Here is a 13,803-nt window from a genome sequence, read left to right as displayed (position 1 = left end):
CTAGCCCTCTCCCAACCGTACAGCTTTATAGCTAAAATACAGCAATAAGCAGAGCGAAATTATCGCTGTGTTATAAGAACTCAGAAAATCACACTAAATTATTGTTTTATATTAGATTTTATTTTTGTACAGCTTTCTTTGGAATTTTCCGAGTGAACCCGGTGCGGTAAACAGCCTGATACCAAGCCAACTCACCATCACTTGATCCTCCAACAATAGGCACAAAAAACCGGTAGCATTGCTGCCACCGGTTTTTACAGACTTAAGGTGATTAAGTCGGCTTGATTACATCATACCGCCCATGCCACCCATACCGCCCATGCCGCCCATATCAGGCATTGCTGGTGCGTCTTTCTGTGGTAGGTCTGTTACCATCGCTTCGGTAGTGATCATCAGGCCAGCAACAGAAGCCGCGAACTGAAGTGCTGAACGCGTTACTTTTGTTGGGTCTAGGATACCCATCTCGATCATGTCACCGTACTCGCCAGTTGCAGCGTTGTAACCGTAGTTAGCTTCGCCTGCCTTCACGTTGTTAGCAACCACAGACTCTTCGTCGCCTGCGTTCTTGGTGATTTGACGGATAGGTGCTTCCATTGCGCGAAGTGCGACACGGATACCCACGTTTTGCTCTTCGTTGTCGCCTTCAACGTCAACAACTTTAGACGCAGCGCGGATAAGCGCAACACCACCACCAGCAACAACGCCTTCTTCTACCGCTGCACGGGTTGCGTGTAGGGCATCTTCAACGCGGTCTTTCTTCTCTTTCATTTCAACTTCAGTTGCGGCACCAACTTTGATCACTGCAACACCGCCAGCCAGTTTAGCTACACGCTCTTGTAGTTTCTCTTTGTCGTAGTCTGAAGTTGCTTCTTCGATTTGCTGACGGATTTGAGCAACACGGCCCGCAATCATCTCTTCTTCGCCAGTACCATCGATGATAGTGGTGGCTTCTTTGGTGATGTTTACGCGCTTAGCTTGACCTAGGTCTTCTAGCTGAACTTTTTCTAGCTCAAGACCGATTTCTTCAGAAATCACAGTACCCGCAGTCAGTACCGCGATATCTTGTAGCATCGCTTTACGGCGGTCACCGAAACCTGGTGCCTTAACAGCAGCTACTTTCACGATACCACGCATGTTGTTCACTACTAGCGTTGCCAGCGCTTCGCCTTCTACGTCTTCTGCAATGATAAGCAGTGGACGTGATGCTTTCGCCACACCTTCTAGTGCAGGTAGTAGTTCGCGAATGTTCGATACTTTCTTGTCGATAAGCAGGATGAATGGGTTTTCTAGGTCAACAGAACCCGCTTCTTGGTTATTGATGAAGTAAGGAGATAGGTAGCCGCGATCAAACTGCATACCTTCAACAACGTCTAGCTCGTCGTGAAGAGCCTGACCTTCTTCAACAGTAATAACGCCGTCACGGCCTACTTTTTCCATTGCTTCAGCAATGATGTTACCTACTGTTGCATCAGAGTTTGCAGAGATAGTACCAACCTGGGCAATCGCTTTAGTGTCTGCACACGGTACAGACAGTGCTTTTAGCTCTTCAACCGCAGCTGCAACCGCTTTGTCGATACCACGCTTAAGATCCATTGGGTTCATACCCGCAGCAACCGCTTTCAGGCCTTCGTTAACGATAGACTGGGCCAGTACTGTTGCCGTGGTTGTACCATCACCCGCCGCGTCGTTTGCTTGAGACGCCACTTCTTTAACCATTTGCGCGCCCATGTTCTGGAACTTGTCTTCCAGCTCGATTTCACGCGCAACAGATACACCATCTTTAGTGATAGTTGGTGCACCGAATGATTTGTCTAGTACGACGTTACGGCCTTTAGGGCCCAGTGTTACCTTTACTGCGTCTGCCAGAACGTTAACACCTTCTAGCATTTTGATACGTGCGTCGTTACCAAATTTTACGTCTTTTGCAGCCATGTCTTTCTTCCTTTCTTAATTCTTAATTCGAGGTGATCGGATTATTCAACGATTGCCATGATGTCGTTCTCAGACATGATCAGGACTTCTTTACCGTCGATCTTTTCAGTCTTCGTGCCGTAGCCTTCAGCAAAGATCACAGTATCACCAACTTTAACGTCCAGCGGCTGAACCGTGCCGTTTTCTAGAATGCGGCCATTGCCGACAGCCAATACTTTACCGCGAGTTGATTTTTCAGCAGCAGAGCCTGTTAGCACGATGCCACCAGCAGACTTAGATTCAACTTCTTGGCGCTCAACAATAACTCGGTCATGTAAAGGACGAATGTTCATCGGTCGTCTCTCCTGATTTTGGTAATATCCATACGATTAATAAGGTAAACGGAATTGCCGTTTACTTTTTCTGTTACATAGACATGTTGGGTCGTTTTTTGAGATCCCAAGTCCTAGCCCCGTATTTTTTCAAAAATATATGGCAGTTTTTTTGCCCGATCACATTCTTTGCATTAGGGTAGGCAGGCATTTCTTTTCTGAGAACACTATGGCAACAAGTCAAAAGCCAGATAAGCACGGATTGTTATCTGACCCAATACCGGATGTACTGAGACGCTTAACCGTTCCTATGGTGTTCGGGATGGTGGCGATCCTGATGTTCAACTTGGTCGATACCTTCTTTATTTCGCTGCTGGGTACCGATGCGCTTGCTGCCGTCAGCTTTACTTTCCCGATCACCTTCGCCATCAACTGTATCACCATGGGGATCAGCGTCGGGATTTCCACCAGTATCGGTCGCCTGCTCGGCAAGGGGACGCCTAAACTGGCCGCCAGGCTGGCAACCCACGGCTTGTTGCTTGCCGTATTGGTAATGATTTTCGCCTCTGCCATCGGCCTGGCGACCATCGAGCCAATCTTCTCGCTGATCGGTGCCGAGCCGGACTTATTGCCGATCATTCACGACTATATGTCGATTTGGTATATCGCCATCCCGCTGCTGGTGATCCCGATGGCGGGAAATAGCGCAATAAGGGCCACTGGAGACACCAAGACCCCCGCCAAAATCATGATGCTGGCCGGGGCAATCAACGGTGTGCTCGATCCTTTACTGATCTTCGGCGTCGGGCCTTTTCCCGAACTAGGGGTAAAAGGGGCTGCCATCGCCAGCGGGATCAGCTGGGCCTTCGCCCTGATCAACTCGCTGTATATTTTGATCCACCGCGAAAAAATGGTCGCCAAGCCCCAACCATCATTAATTTTCAAAGATTGGGTGCAAATTCTGCAAATAGGTACGCCAGCTGGCTTGTCGAATGCACTAAACCCGCTCTCGGGCGCACTGCTGATGACCCTGCTCGCGGCACAAGGCACAGCATCGGTCGCCGCCTATGGTGCAGCCATGCGGATCGAATCGATTTTGGTGATTGTAATGATGGCACTTGGTTCAATCCTAATGCCGTTTATGGCGCAAAATCTCGGTGCCAATAACCCTAAGCGCGCCTTTGCCGCTTTATTTACCGCTATGCGGTTTGCGATTGTATTCCAGTTGCTGATCTTTATTATGATGGTGCCCCTGAGCTGGCCGCTTTCCTCGCTGTTTAGCCAGGACGAGGCAGTGCAAACCCAGCTATGGCATTACTTGATAGTAGTCCCGTTCAGCTATGGCCTTCAGGCCGTGTGCATGCTGCTGATCAGTGCCCTGAATGCCATGCACCGATCGCTACTTTCGCTATTTTGGAACCTGTTCCGCTTGTTTGGCTTGCTTTTACCCCTTGCTTGGCTGGGCAGCGAAATTTATGGCACAGAAGGATTATTTATCGGTATCGCCGTTGCCAATATGCTCAGCGGGCTAGTGGCTTACCTCTATGCCATCAGGCTGCGGCACAACCTATTGGTTACCGCACCACCTGTCGCGCCATAGAAAATATGAACAGCATTAACAAAAAAGACAGCCAAGGCTGTCTTTTTCCGTTCTACTCAATGGGCAAAGTATTAACGCAAGCGCGGGGTATCGTCGTCGTCTTGCTTTTTATCCTTGCGCTCGAATTCACCGTCAAACACATCGCCGTCTTGATCTTGGTGCTGGCCATGACGGTGCTGGCTGAAAGGATCCTGACCAAACGGGCTCTGGCCGTCAAAGCCCTGACCGCCACCAAAGCCAGCACTAAAGCCCGACCCCGATGCCATGCCTTGTACCTTTACTCGGCTCATCAGTTGCTTGGCTAGCATGGCGCGCGGGGCCGGCAGCAATACCATCATACCCATCGCATCAGTCATGAAACCCGGGGTGAGCAACAGCACGCCAGAGACGGCCAGCATGACGCCTTCGACAATTTGTTGGGCTGGCAGCTCCCCTTGTTGCAAGCGACTCTGTACCGACATCAGGGTGGCAATCCCCTGGCTGCGCACCAAAGAGGCACCGACAATCGCCGTCACCAAAACCAAGCCTATTGTTGGCCACAAGCCAAGGAAGCCACCTACTTGAACAAATAGCGCGATTTCAACAATCGGCACAACAATAAATAAAAACAATAATATCGGAAACACGGCTTACCCCTTGGTCATTGGCAGTATGGAAGACCCTAATGTGGCACAACATGGCTGTATCACAAAATTGCCCTACGCTTAAATCAAATATTGGGAGCTATCGAGCATTTTTCAACTCAATAAACAGAGGATTAATTGCAACTATTTATTACAATACATCAGCTGCTGATATAAAACACAATGGTCACATATTGTCATAATCGGTCATTTATCCTCACATTCAGAGGGGGTATTGTTAACAGTATTTGTGAGCGAGATCGCATTCTTGTGCAAATGTTTTCACTCCGATTAAAAAAGTGATCTGGGTTATGTTTTTACCCCTAAAGGGGAGTATTATCGGCTTCAGACAAAAGGTGTCAGGTACGATCATCTAGCCAAATTCTCTGCAGAATGGACCTCTGATTTTTAGATTGGCTCAACATTTGAATTTATTTAGCAGATTCCACTAAGGCTACGTCATGTCTCAGATGATTGATCTAGAAAAAAATGAAGCAATGTTAAACGTTGCAACCCGTATCGAAGAAGACCTACTTGGTGACCGTCACATCCCTGCTGACGCTTACTGGGGTATTCACACACTTCGCGCTGTTGAGAACTTCAACATTTCCAAGACTACTATCTCTGATGTGCCAGAGTTTGTTCGCGGCATGGTTTACACCAAAAAAGCGGCAGCAATGGCTAACAAAGAGCTAGGCGTTATCCCTTCAGAAGTTGGTGAGTACATCATCAAAGCTTGTGACCAGATCCTTGAAACAGGTAAGTGCATGGATCAGTTCCCTTCTGATGTATATCAGGGCGGCGCAGGTACTTCTGTAAACATGAACACCAACGAAGTTGTTGCAAACCTTGCTCTTGAGCTAATGGGCAAAGAGAAAGGCGAGTACGACATCATCAACCCTAACGACCACGTTAACAAGTCTCAGTCTACTAACTGTGCATACCCAACCGGTTTCCGTGTAGCGGTATACAACAGCGTAATGACGATGCTTGAAGCGCTTGAGTACCTAAAAGCTGCTTTCGACGCGAAAGACAAAGAGTTCGCAGACGTACTGAAAATGGGCCGTACCCAGCTTCAGGACGCTGTACCGATGACTGTTGGTCAGGAATTCCACGCATTTGGCGTTCTGATCAAAGAAGAAATCAAGAACCTTAAGTACACAGCTCAGCTTCTTCTAGAGGTTAACCTAGGTGCAACAGCGATTGGTACTGGTCTAAACGCAGCAACGGGTTACCAAGAGCTTGCCGTTCAGCGCCTTGCTGAAGTAACAGGCCTACCATGTGTACCAGCTGAAGACCTAATCGAAGCAACCTCTGACTGTGGTGCTTACGTAATGCTTCACGGTGCGCTTAAGCGTACTGCGGTTAAGCTATCTAAGATCTGTAACGACCTGCGCCTTCTTTCTTCAGGTCCACGTGCTGGTCTTAACGAGCTAAACCTACCAGAAATGCAGGCTGGTTCTTCAATCATGCCAGCGAAAGTAAACCCAGTAATCCCAGAAGTGGTTAACCAGGTTTGCTTCAAGGTAATTGGTAACGACACCACTGTGACATTCGCAGCAGAAGCTGGTCAGCTTCAGCTAAACGTAATGGAACCAGTGATCGGCCAGGCAGTATTCGAATCTATCGACCTACTGAAAAATGCATGTATCAACCTACGCGATAAGTGCATCGACGGTATCACAGTGAACAAAGAAGTATGTGAGTACTTCGTATTCAACTCTATCGGCATCGTAACTTACCTAAACCCATTCATTGGCCACCACGAAGGTGACATTGTAGGTAAGATTTGTGCAGAAACAGGTAAGAGCGTACGTGAAGTTGTACTAGAGCGCGGTCTTCTAACTGAAGAGCAGCTTGACGACATCTTCTCGGTTCAGAACCTAATGCACCCAGAATACAAAGCTAAGCGTTACAACTAATTAAGTAACTGCGACACAGCTCGGCGGATTTTCAGGAAGAAGATCCGCCACCTTTTGCTACAGATTTCCCCCTTTTACATTTTTACATTTAACTTTTAAGACAGGACAATCATATGATAGCTGTAGAACTATTCGTCGTTCTCGCGTTCATCTTCTTGGGCGCACGTATTGGCGGTATTGGTATCGGCCTGGCAGGTGGTGCCGGCGTAATCGTACTTTCACTGCTACTGGGCATGCCAACCAGCCAAAGCTATATCCCAATCGATGTAATCCTAATTATCATGTCTGTAATCACTGCAATCGCTGCTATGCAGGTTGCTGGTGGTATGGACTGGCTAGTTGAGCTAGCTGAAAACTTCCTGCGTAAGAACCCAAAACGCATCACGTTCTACGCGCCAATCGTGACTTACCTGATGACCCTAATGGCAGGTACTGGCCACACAGCATTCTCTACGCTTCCAGTTATCGCTGAAGTAGCAAAAGAGCAAGGCATCCGCCCTTCTCGCCCGCTGTCTATCGCGGTTGTTGCTTCTCAGATTGCGATCACAGCATCGCCTATCTCTGCAGCGGTTGTATTCTTCTCAGGCATTCTTGAACCGCTGGGAGTAGGCTACCTAACGCTACTACTGATCTGTATCCCGACAACCTTCATCGCTTGTATGGTAGGCGCATTCGTTGCTAACTTCCTAGGCGGCGAACTAAAAGACGATCCTGTATACCAAGAGCGTCTTGAAAAAGGCCTAATCAAGCTTCAGGGCCAGACTAAGCGCGACATCCCAGCTTCAGCGAAGAAAGCAACCTTCATCTTCCTAGGCGCTATCCTAATCGTTGTTGCTTACGCAGCGGCTATCTCTGGCTCTGTAGGCCTAATCGAGAACCCTGCACTGGGCCGTAACGAAGCCATCATGACCTTCATGCTAGCAGCGGCAGCCGCTATCGTGTTCACCACTGGCATCGACGCAGCGAAAATCCCAGCAGCACCAACGTTCCGCTCTGGTATGACTGCATGTGTGTGTGTACTGGGTGTGGCATGGCTTGGTTCTACGTTCGTTAACGGCCACGTTGACGGCATCAAAGAAGTGGCTGGCTCGCTACTAAGCGACTACCCATGGATGCTAGCACTAGTACTGTTCTTTGCCTCTATGCTGCTTTACTCTCAGGGCGCAACCACTACCGCACTAATGCCTGCTGCACTGGCTATCGGTGTTGCTCCGCTAACGGCTATCGCTTCTTTCGCGGCAGTAAGTGCACTGTTCGTACTTCCTACTTACCCAACGCTACTAGCAGCGGTTGAGATGGATGACACAGGCTCTACTCGTATCGGTAACCTAGTATTCAACCACCCGTTCTTCATCCCAGGTGTGGTCACTATCGCAACTTCTGTTGCACTAGGCTTCGTATTCGGTGGCATCATCCTGTAATGGTGGTAACACACTGATTTTAAAAGGCCACCTCCGGGTGGCCTTTTTTATTTCATTGAGCTCCAAACCACAGAACCACAGAACCACAGAACCACAGAACCACAGAACCACAGAACGATTAAACAACAAGGCACAGGTGCAACGGAAATAACGACAAGAGGAATGGTACGGACAAAAGACGTCAGAAAACGACACAAGAAAAACGTGCTATGCAATCAGAGGTTCAGGAAATAATAAGAGAAGGAAGGTAAAATAAAGGTTTGATTTAATGTCTCCGCCCCATCCTAGGGCGAAGACCATGAACAGCTGCGGATTCCCGACGCAGTTGTTCAATATCCGGGTCCAGCGTCAATCCCAACGTTGGATCCGGCATCATGTCTCTTTTTGCTACAGAGCAGGCCAAGACAGGAAAGCCTGCCCTTAAATAGTAGCCATAGAGATCGTTTGGCGATAGAGGTAAAAGCGTTATGCAGCGATGCAAAAATGGTATGAAGTTAGACGACCTGCGCACCCTGATTGCAATTGCCCAACACGGAAGTTTCAGAGCAGCAGCCAGTGCGCTAGATATTCCACCCGCTACACTGAGCCGTCGGTTGCAGCGGCTGGAAGACACCCTTGGCAGCCAGCTGGTCATCAGGGACAGCCGCAACGTCTCGTTGACCCCATTGGGTGTCAGCTATTTCGAGCGCTGCCAACCCCTGCTTGAAGAGCTGGAAACCGCCACCACCGAGCTCCATGACAGCAGCCACACCAGTCCCCGTGGCGCGCTGCGTATCTCCGCGCCTGTCGGGTTGCTGACCTATCAGCTGATGCCGTTGTTCAACCAGTTTTTGGCCATGCACCCTGACATCACCCTATCGCTGACCCACTTGTCCAATCAGCACCACGACTACAGCCCGGAGCAATACGATGTCGTATTCCGGGTGGGCCAGCAGCCCGACTCCAGTTTTGCCGCAGCCAAAATCGGCGAATCGCAGCGTATCTTGGTGGCAAGCCCAAGCTACCTTGCCAGCCACGGCACGCCGCAGCACCCGGACGACATCAACCAGCATGCCCGCCTGGCCAGCGTGCCGGAGTTTGAGTGGGCACTTACCAATGAGAAAGAAACCGTCTGGCTCAACTCGCCGGTCAAGATGGCGATTGCCGACCTCAACAGTATCAAGCAAGCCGCAATCAACGGCTTGGGCATTGCCTGCCTGCCGAACTACGTGGTGGCCGATGCCATTGCAAGCGGCACGCTCACCACCATGATGGACAGCTGGTACTCGCCGCCCCGGCCGATTTACATGCTCTACCAGCGCCTCGGTTATATCCCCGCCCATATCCGTCATTTCACCGACTTCATGCGCGATGGGCTCACCGGGACAACAAAAGCCTAAGCAAATGAAACCAAACGCTGATCAACACGGTCTGAAAGAGTATAGTTAAACTAACTCTACCCAAAAACCAGCCAGATCAGATGACATTATTACAACGATATCGCGGCTTGTGCGGCCGCCTTCTTAACCGGTTTGCGCTACTCGGGCTGCTGCTCACCAGCCTGCCGCTACTGGCATTCAACCTGCCGGGGCTCTCGTCCAGCAACCAGAACCAATTCGTCCCGGTTGACGAAGCCTTTGTCTTCAACTTCAGCCAGCAGGGCGATCGGGTCTACCTCGACTGGCAAATTAAGCCCGACTACTATCTGTACCAACACCAGCTCTCCGTCACGACCGATACGGCCGAGCTCGGGCATATCAATATTCCCAATGGCATGCCCTATCAGGATGAGTTCTTTGGTGAGGTGAATATCTACACCGAGCCGCTCACCCTCAGCGTCCCGGTACTCAATGCCACCAATAGCGACACCCTGACGGTACGCTACCAGGGTTGTGCCAAGGCCGGTTTCTGCTACCCGCCGGAAATCCGAATCGTCCCGCTCAATGCTGTCGCGGCAGGTACCGATGCGTCAGTGATCAATGCCAGCTCGTCTTCTGCCGCGTCCAATGGCAATAGCGAAAACAATAACCAGAACAGTGCTCAAAGCAACGCCAGCAGCGTAGTAAGTACTAACAACAAAACAGCACCTTCGACGGCACTTGCTGCCACCAACAGCGCCCCGACGTCCCAGCAAGACAAGCTGGCAGGGGATCTGGCCGAGCAATGGTGGACACCGCTCGTCTTCTTGGCTCTGGGCGTCGGTTTGGCGTTCACCCCGTGCGTGCTGCCTATGTACCCAATCCTGAGCGGCATCGTGCTTGGCAACGGCCAACAAACCCACGGCAGAACCTTCCGCCTTGCCTTTACCTATGTACAGGGCATGGCGCTGACTTATACCTTGCTGGGGTTAGTGGTTGCTTCGGCGGGTATGCAGTTCCAAGCCGCCTTGCAACACCCCTACATACTGATTGGCCTGAGTGTGTTGTTCGTCCTGCTGGCAATGTCGATGTTCGGCGCCTATACCTTGCAGCTGCCTAGCAGCCTGCAAACCTGGCTAAACGGCCTTAGCAACAAGCAGCAAGGGGGCAACACCGGCGGCGTATTTTCCATGGGGGCGATATCCGGCCTGGTGTGCTCGCCTTGTACCACCGCCCCGCTCTCTGGCGCCTTGATTTACGTCGCCCAAAGTGGGGACTTACTCACCGGCGCGGTTGCGCTCTACGCACTGGCTATCGGGATGGGGATCCCCTTGATCCTTGCCGCCATGTTTGGCAACAAGCTGCTACCGAAGGCCGGTAATTGGATGAACCATGTGAAGGTCTTCTTTGGCTTCGTCTTGCTGGCCGTCCCGCTGTTCTTGCTGGAACGAATCTTACCGCCTGCTTGGATGCCGTACCTGTGGTCGGTATTGGGGATTGCTGCATTTGGCTGGCTCTACCATGTCAAAAACACCTTGGCGGTCTCTTGGCGTAGCAGCGCGTTGGCGGTGCTCGCCATTGTCGGGTTGTTTATCTCGGTACAGCCCCTCTACCCGCTCATCACCGGTAGCAGCAGCCCGGTAGCCGCCACCAGCGAGCAGACTGTCAATGTCGAGTTTAAGCGGGTGACCAGCATCGACGATCTCGACCTTGCCCTTGCCGACGCCAAGGCAAGCGGCAAGCCGGTAATGCTCGACTTCTATGCCGACTGGTGCGTGGCATGCAAAGAGTTCGAAAAGTACACCTTCCACGATCCGGCCGTTGCCCAACAACTCCAGCAATTCGTGTTGCTGCAGGCCGACGTCACCAACAACACGCCGACGGACTTCGAGCTATTGCAACAAATGGACGTGCTCGGTTTACCGACCATCGATTTCTGGGATAGCCAGGGCAACCGCATGGAAGGGGCACGCCTGACCGGGTTTATGAAAGCGGCGCCGTTCCTTGAGCACCTGGATGGGCATAGCCTGATGTCGAAATAGTCAGGTCGAAATAGCCTGGTCGAGATAATCCGGTCGAACTAGCCTAGCTCGCACACAACAGCTACCCCCTCAAAAAACAAAAGCGCCACCAAGGCGCTTTTGTTTTATTGGCAACACGTTATTTAGCTAGGCGTTATTCCCGCCCTTCTGCCTGCTTATCAGCCGTTGCCTCTGTCGCGGTATCACCCAGCACGATAATCTCATCGCTGTCGGCCTCGGTTTCCCGCTGCAATTCAAACTGATCCCGCATTTTCTGCCGCAGTTGCGCCGCCGACATGGTTGGCAACCACTCAATCACCATGCTGCGCACCGCCACCGGGCGTTTCAACCTTTCCATAATCGTATGGTCGCAACTGAGGTGAACTTGCTGCTGCAATCGCTCTGCCACCACTTTCGCCCCCGCCAAGTCGGTATACGGCAACAACACTACAAACTCGTCACTGCCCAACCGGGCCAGAAAGTCGCGGGGGCGGAAAATACCCCGGCGCAAGCCTCGGCTGATCCGGCGCAGCACGGTTTTCGCTTCCTTCTGGCCATAGGTCATACTGTGCCAGCGCAACGGGTCGATATTGAACGCCACCAACGCCAGCTCGGTGTTCTGCCGCCGTGCCGCCAAGACCTCACGCTCCAGCACCAAATCGAAATGGCGGCTGTTTTGCAGCCCGGTGACATTATCAAGCAAGGCGACATTCGACAGCTCGGCCCGCAACCGTTGCTCCTCATAACGATGCCAAACCGAAGACTGGAACCAGTAGTACAGGTATTCGCGCACCACCACCACAATCAACAACCGGATCAACACCGCCATCACCACCAAGGGTTCCGGGCCGCCGGCCACGACCATGTCCGAGATCATCCACGCCGCCAATACCGGCAGCACGGCCAAATAGGTCGCGCCGCGATAGCTAAAAAAGGCAATCACCGAAATGGTGGTAAACAAATCGGTATACAACGCCACAGACGACAACTTGGCGCCAAACACCGGTAGCAACAGCAAGCCTGCCCAACCACACCCCAGTACCGCCGCCAGCACCGATGAGGTAATTTGCCATCGTTGCATGGCCGGCAAGGCTTGATGCAACAGCACCAACCCGGCCAACAGCGTTGCCACCCCGCCGGCGATCAGCTTCACCATGTCCTCAGCCACATGCGGCACCACGCGACGGACGGCAAAAAGCTCTAGCGCCACCAATGCGAATAAAAATAAGAAGGTAAAAGCGACCAGCTTCCATCCTTGGCGTTGACGGTAGTGCTGCTGGCATTCGAAATAACTTTGTCCATCCATTCCGGACTCTAGTGGCGGGGCCATGATGTTCACTCTTTGTTGGGCATACTGCTTTAAGGTAAAACGACCGCCCAATCACATTTCTTAACCTCAACGCTGAATTTGTCTCGCGCAGAGCCGATCCAGTTCAGATCTTAGGTGTTAACAAATTGATCTGGTTTATGTCCGGTGATAGCTTAATCAAAAACCACAAGATGTAACTGCCATGGACGCTCAGTACACTATTGTAATTGCCGATGATCACCCGCTGTTTCGCAATGCCTTGTTCCAATCCGTGCACATGGCGATAAGCGGCGCCAACCTCCTTGAAGCCGATTCCCTCGATAGCCTGCTTGCCCTACTCGACAAAGAGCCGGATGTCGATCTGCTGCTGCTGGACTTGAAAATGCCCGGTGCCAACGGCATGTCGGGGCTGATCCAACTGCGCAACCAATATCCCGACCTGCCCATCGTGGTCATTTCAGCCAGCGAAGAAACCAATGTGATCCGCCAGGTCAAACACCACGGCGCATTTGGCTTCATTCCTAAATCCAGCGACATGCGGGCGCTGATTGGCTCCCTTAACCAAGTACTGGACGGCGAGCCGGTGTTCCCGGAGGGATTAGGGGACGACGACGAGTTCAAGGCGTTGAACGAGCGTATCGCCGCCCTGACCCCGCAGCAATACAAGGTATTGAGCATGCTGTCCGACGGCCTGCTCAACAAGCAAATCGCCTACGAGCTCAATGTCTCGGAAGCCACCATCAAAGCGCACATGACCGCTATTTTCCGCAAGCTCGAAGTGAAAAACCGGACCCAGGCGGTTATTTTGCTCCAGCAGATGGATATCAACCCGTAACGCGGCAAATTATTTTCTTTTCGTCGTTAGACTTTCGGCTAACGCAACATTTTCGCAACATCAACAAAAACCAGCAAACTTCACAAAATCGCCGTTCCTGCGGCGATTTTGCCGTTTTTGGCTCGACTAAAGTTGCACTGTTTCCTTGAGCAATCGTTGCTATTGTCATTGCGTAACATTTTATTAACGCGATTTATGACGACGTGAAAGGAGATAACAATGGCGTTTGAATCCAAGGAACAGGCACAAGCCTACTGGAAAGAGAACCTCGCCACGATGGGCTCCCTACTGGCCATCTGGTTTCTCGTGTCTTTTGGTGCCGGCGTACTATTCGTCGATATCCTGAACAACATTCAAATTGGCGGCTTCAAGCTAGGGTTCTGGTTCTCGCAGCAAGGCTCTATCTACACCTTCGTTGCCCTGATTTTTGTCTATGTAGTGCGTATGAACGCGCTCGATCGTAAGTTCAACGTACAAGAAGACTAAGAGGTT

At 51.3% G+C, this 13,803-nt stretch carries 11 protein-coding genes; 7 read left to right on the top strand and 4 right to left on the bottom strand.

The features are described 5' to 3' along the window. Positions 1-285: 285 nt before the first annotated feature. Together groL and C9I98_RS23630 are read right to left on the bottom strand one after the other, a co-directional pair. Positions 286-1,932, bottom strand: a complete 1,647-nt coding sequence (gene groL, locus C9I98_RS23635; RefSeq protein WP_036832755.1) for a chaperonin GroEL — start codon at positions 1,930-1,932, stop codon at positions 286-288. A 41-nt stretch (positions 1,933-1,973) separates the two neighbouring features. After that, a complete protein-coding gene (locus tag C9I98_RS23630) occupies positions 1,974-2,264 on the bottom strand; it encodes a co-chaperone GroES (RefSeq protein WP_036832752.1) in 291 nt (96 codons plus the stop codon). A 208-nt stretch (positions 2,265-2,472) separates the two neighbouring features. Between C9I98_RS23630 and C9I98_RS23625 the strand changes: the two genes are divergently transcribed. Beyond that, positions 2,473-3,843, top strand: coding sequence for an MATE family efflux transporter (locus tag C9I98_RS23625; RefSeq protein ID WP_036832749.1), 1,371 nt, complete (start codon positions 2,473-2,475; stop codon positions 3,841-3,843). A gap of 71 nt (positions 3,844-3,914) precedes the next feature. Here C9I98_RS23625 and C9I98_RS23620 read toward each other — a convergent pair whose 3' ends face one another. Further along, positions 3,915-4,469 (bottom strand): FxsA family protein, encoded by a 555-nt coding sequence (locus tag C9I98_RS23620; protein ID WP_036832748.1) that lies wholly within the window; start codon positions 4,467-4,469, stop codon positions 3,915-3,917. Positions 4,470-4,927: 458 nt separating this feature from the next. Between C9I98_RS23620 and aspA the strand changes: the two genes are divergently transcribed. The 4 genes from aspA to C9I98_RS23600 all read left to right on the top strand — a co-directional run bounded on the left by aspA (position 4,928) and on the right by C9I98_RS23600 (position 11,188). After that, the gene (aspA, locus tag C9I98_RS23615; RefSeq protein WP_036832745.1) at positions 4,928-6,388 is read left to right on the top strand and encodes an aspartate ammonia-lyase; all 1,461 of its coding nucleotides are present in this window, start codon (positions 4,928-4,930) and stop codon (positions 6,386-6,388) included. Between the two features lie 113 nt (positions 6,389-6,501). After that, positions 6,502-7,809, top strand: a complete 1,308-nt coding sequence (locus C9I98_RS23610) for an anaerobic C4-dicarboxylate transporter (protein WP_036832742.1) — start codon at positions 6,502-6,504, stop codon at positions 7,807-7,809. A 488-nt stretch (positions 7,810-8,297) separates the two neighbouring features. Continuing rightward, a complete protein-coding gene (locus C9I98_RS23605; protein WP_036832740.1) occupies positions 8,298-9,188 on the top strand; it encodes a LysR family transcriptional regulator in 891 nt (296 codons plus the stop codon). 80 nt (positions 9,189-9,268) lie between these two features. Further along, positions 9,269-11,188: a protein-disulfide reductase DsbD gene (locus C9I98_RS23600; protein ID WP_107272545.1), complete on the top strand. Its 1,920-nt coding sequence runs from the start codon at positions 9,269-9,271 to the stop codon at positions 11,186-11,188. 133 nt (positions 11,189-11,321) lie between these two features. Here the strand turns inward: C9I98_RS23600 and C9I98_RS23595 are convergent, their stop codons facing one another. Then, positions 11,322-12,497: a GGDEF domain-containing protein gene (locus C9I98_RS23595; protein ID WP_036825965.1), complete on the bottom strand. Its 1,176-nt coding sequence runs from the start codon at positions 12,495-12,497 to the stop codon at positions 11,322-11,324. Positions 12,498-12,678: 181 nt separating this feature from the next. On the opposite strand from C9I98_RS23595, the gene C9I98_RS23590 reads away from it, so the two are divergent. Together C9I98_RS23590 and C9I98_RS23585 are read left to right on the top strand one after the other, a co-directional pair. Continuing rightward, on the top strand, positions 12,679-13,311 hold the full coding sequence (locus C9I98_RS23590) for a response regulator transcription factor (protein ID WP_036825967.1): 633 nt from the start codon (positions 12,679-12,681) through the stop codon (positions 13,309-13,311). 219 nt (positions 13,312-13,530) lie between these two features. After that, a complete protein-coding gene (locus C9I98_RS23585) occupies positions 13,531-13,797 on the top strand; it encodes a DUF4212 domain-containing protein (protein ID WP_036825969.1) in 267 nt (88 codons plus the stop codon). The last annotated feature ends 6 nt before the right edge of the window (positions 13,798-13,803 follow it).

Origin of the sequence: Photobacterium sanctipauli, assembly GCF_003026495.1 — a bacterium.
GTDB classification, from domain to species: domain Bacteria; phylum Pseudomonadota; class Gammaproteobacteria; order Enterobacterales; family Vibrionaceae; genus Photobacterium; species Photobacterium sanctipauli.
The sequence above is the reverse complement of the archived record's forward strand: the minus strand, read 5'-3'. Positions and strand labels throughout refer to the sequence as shown.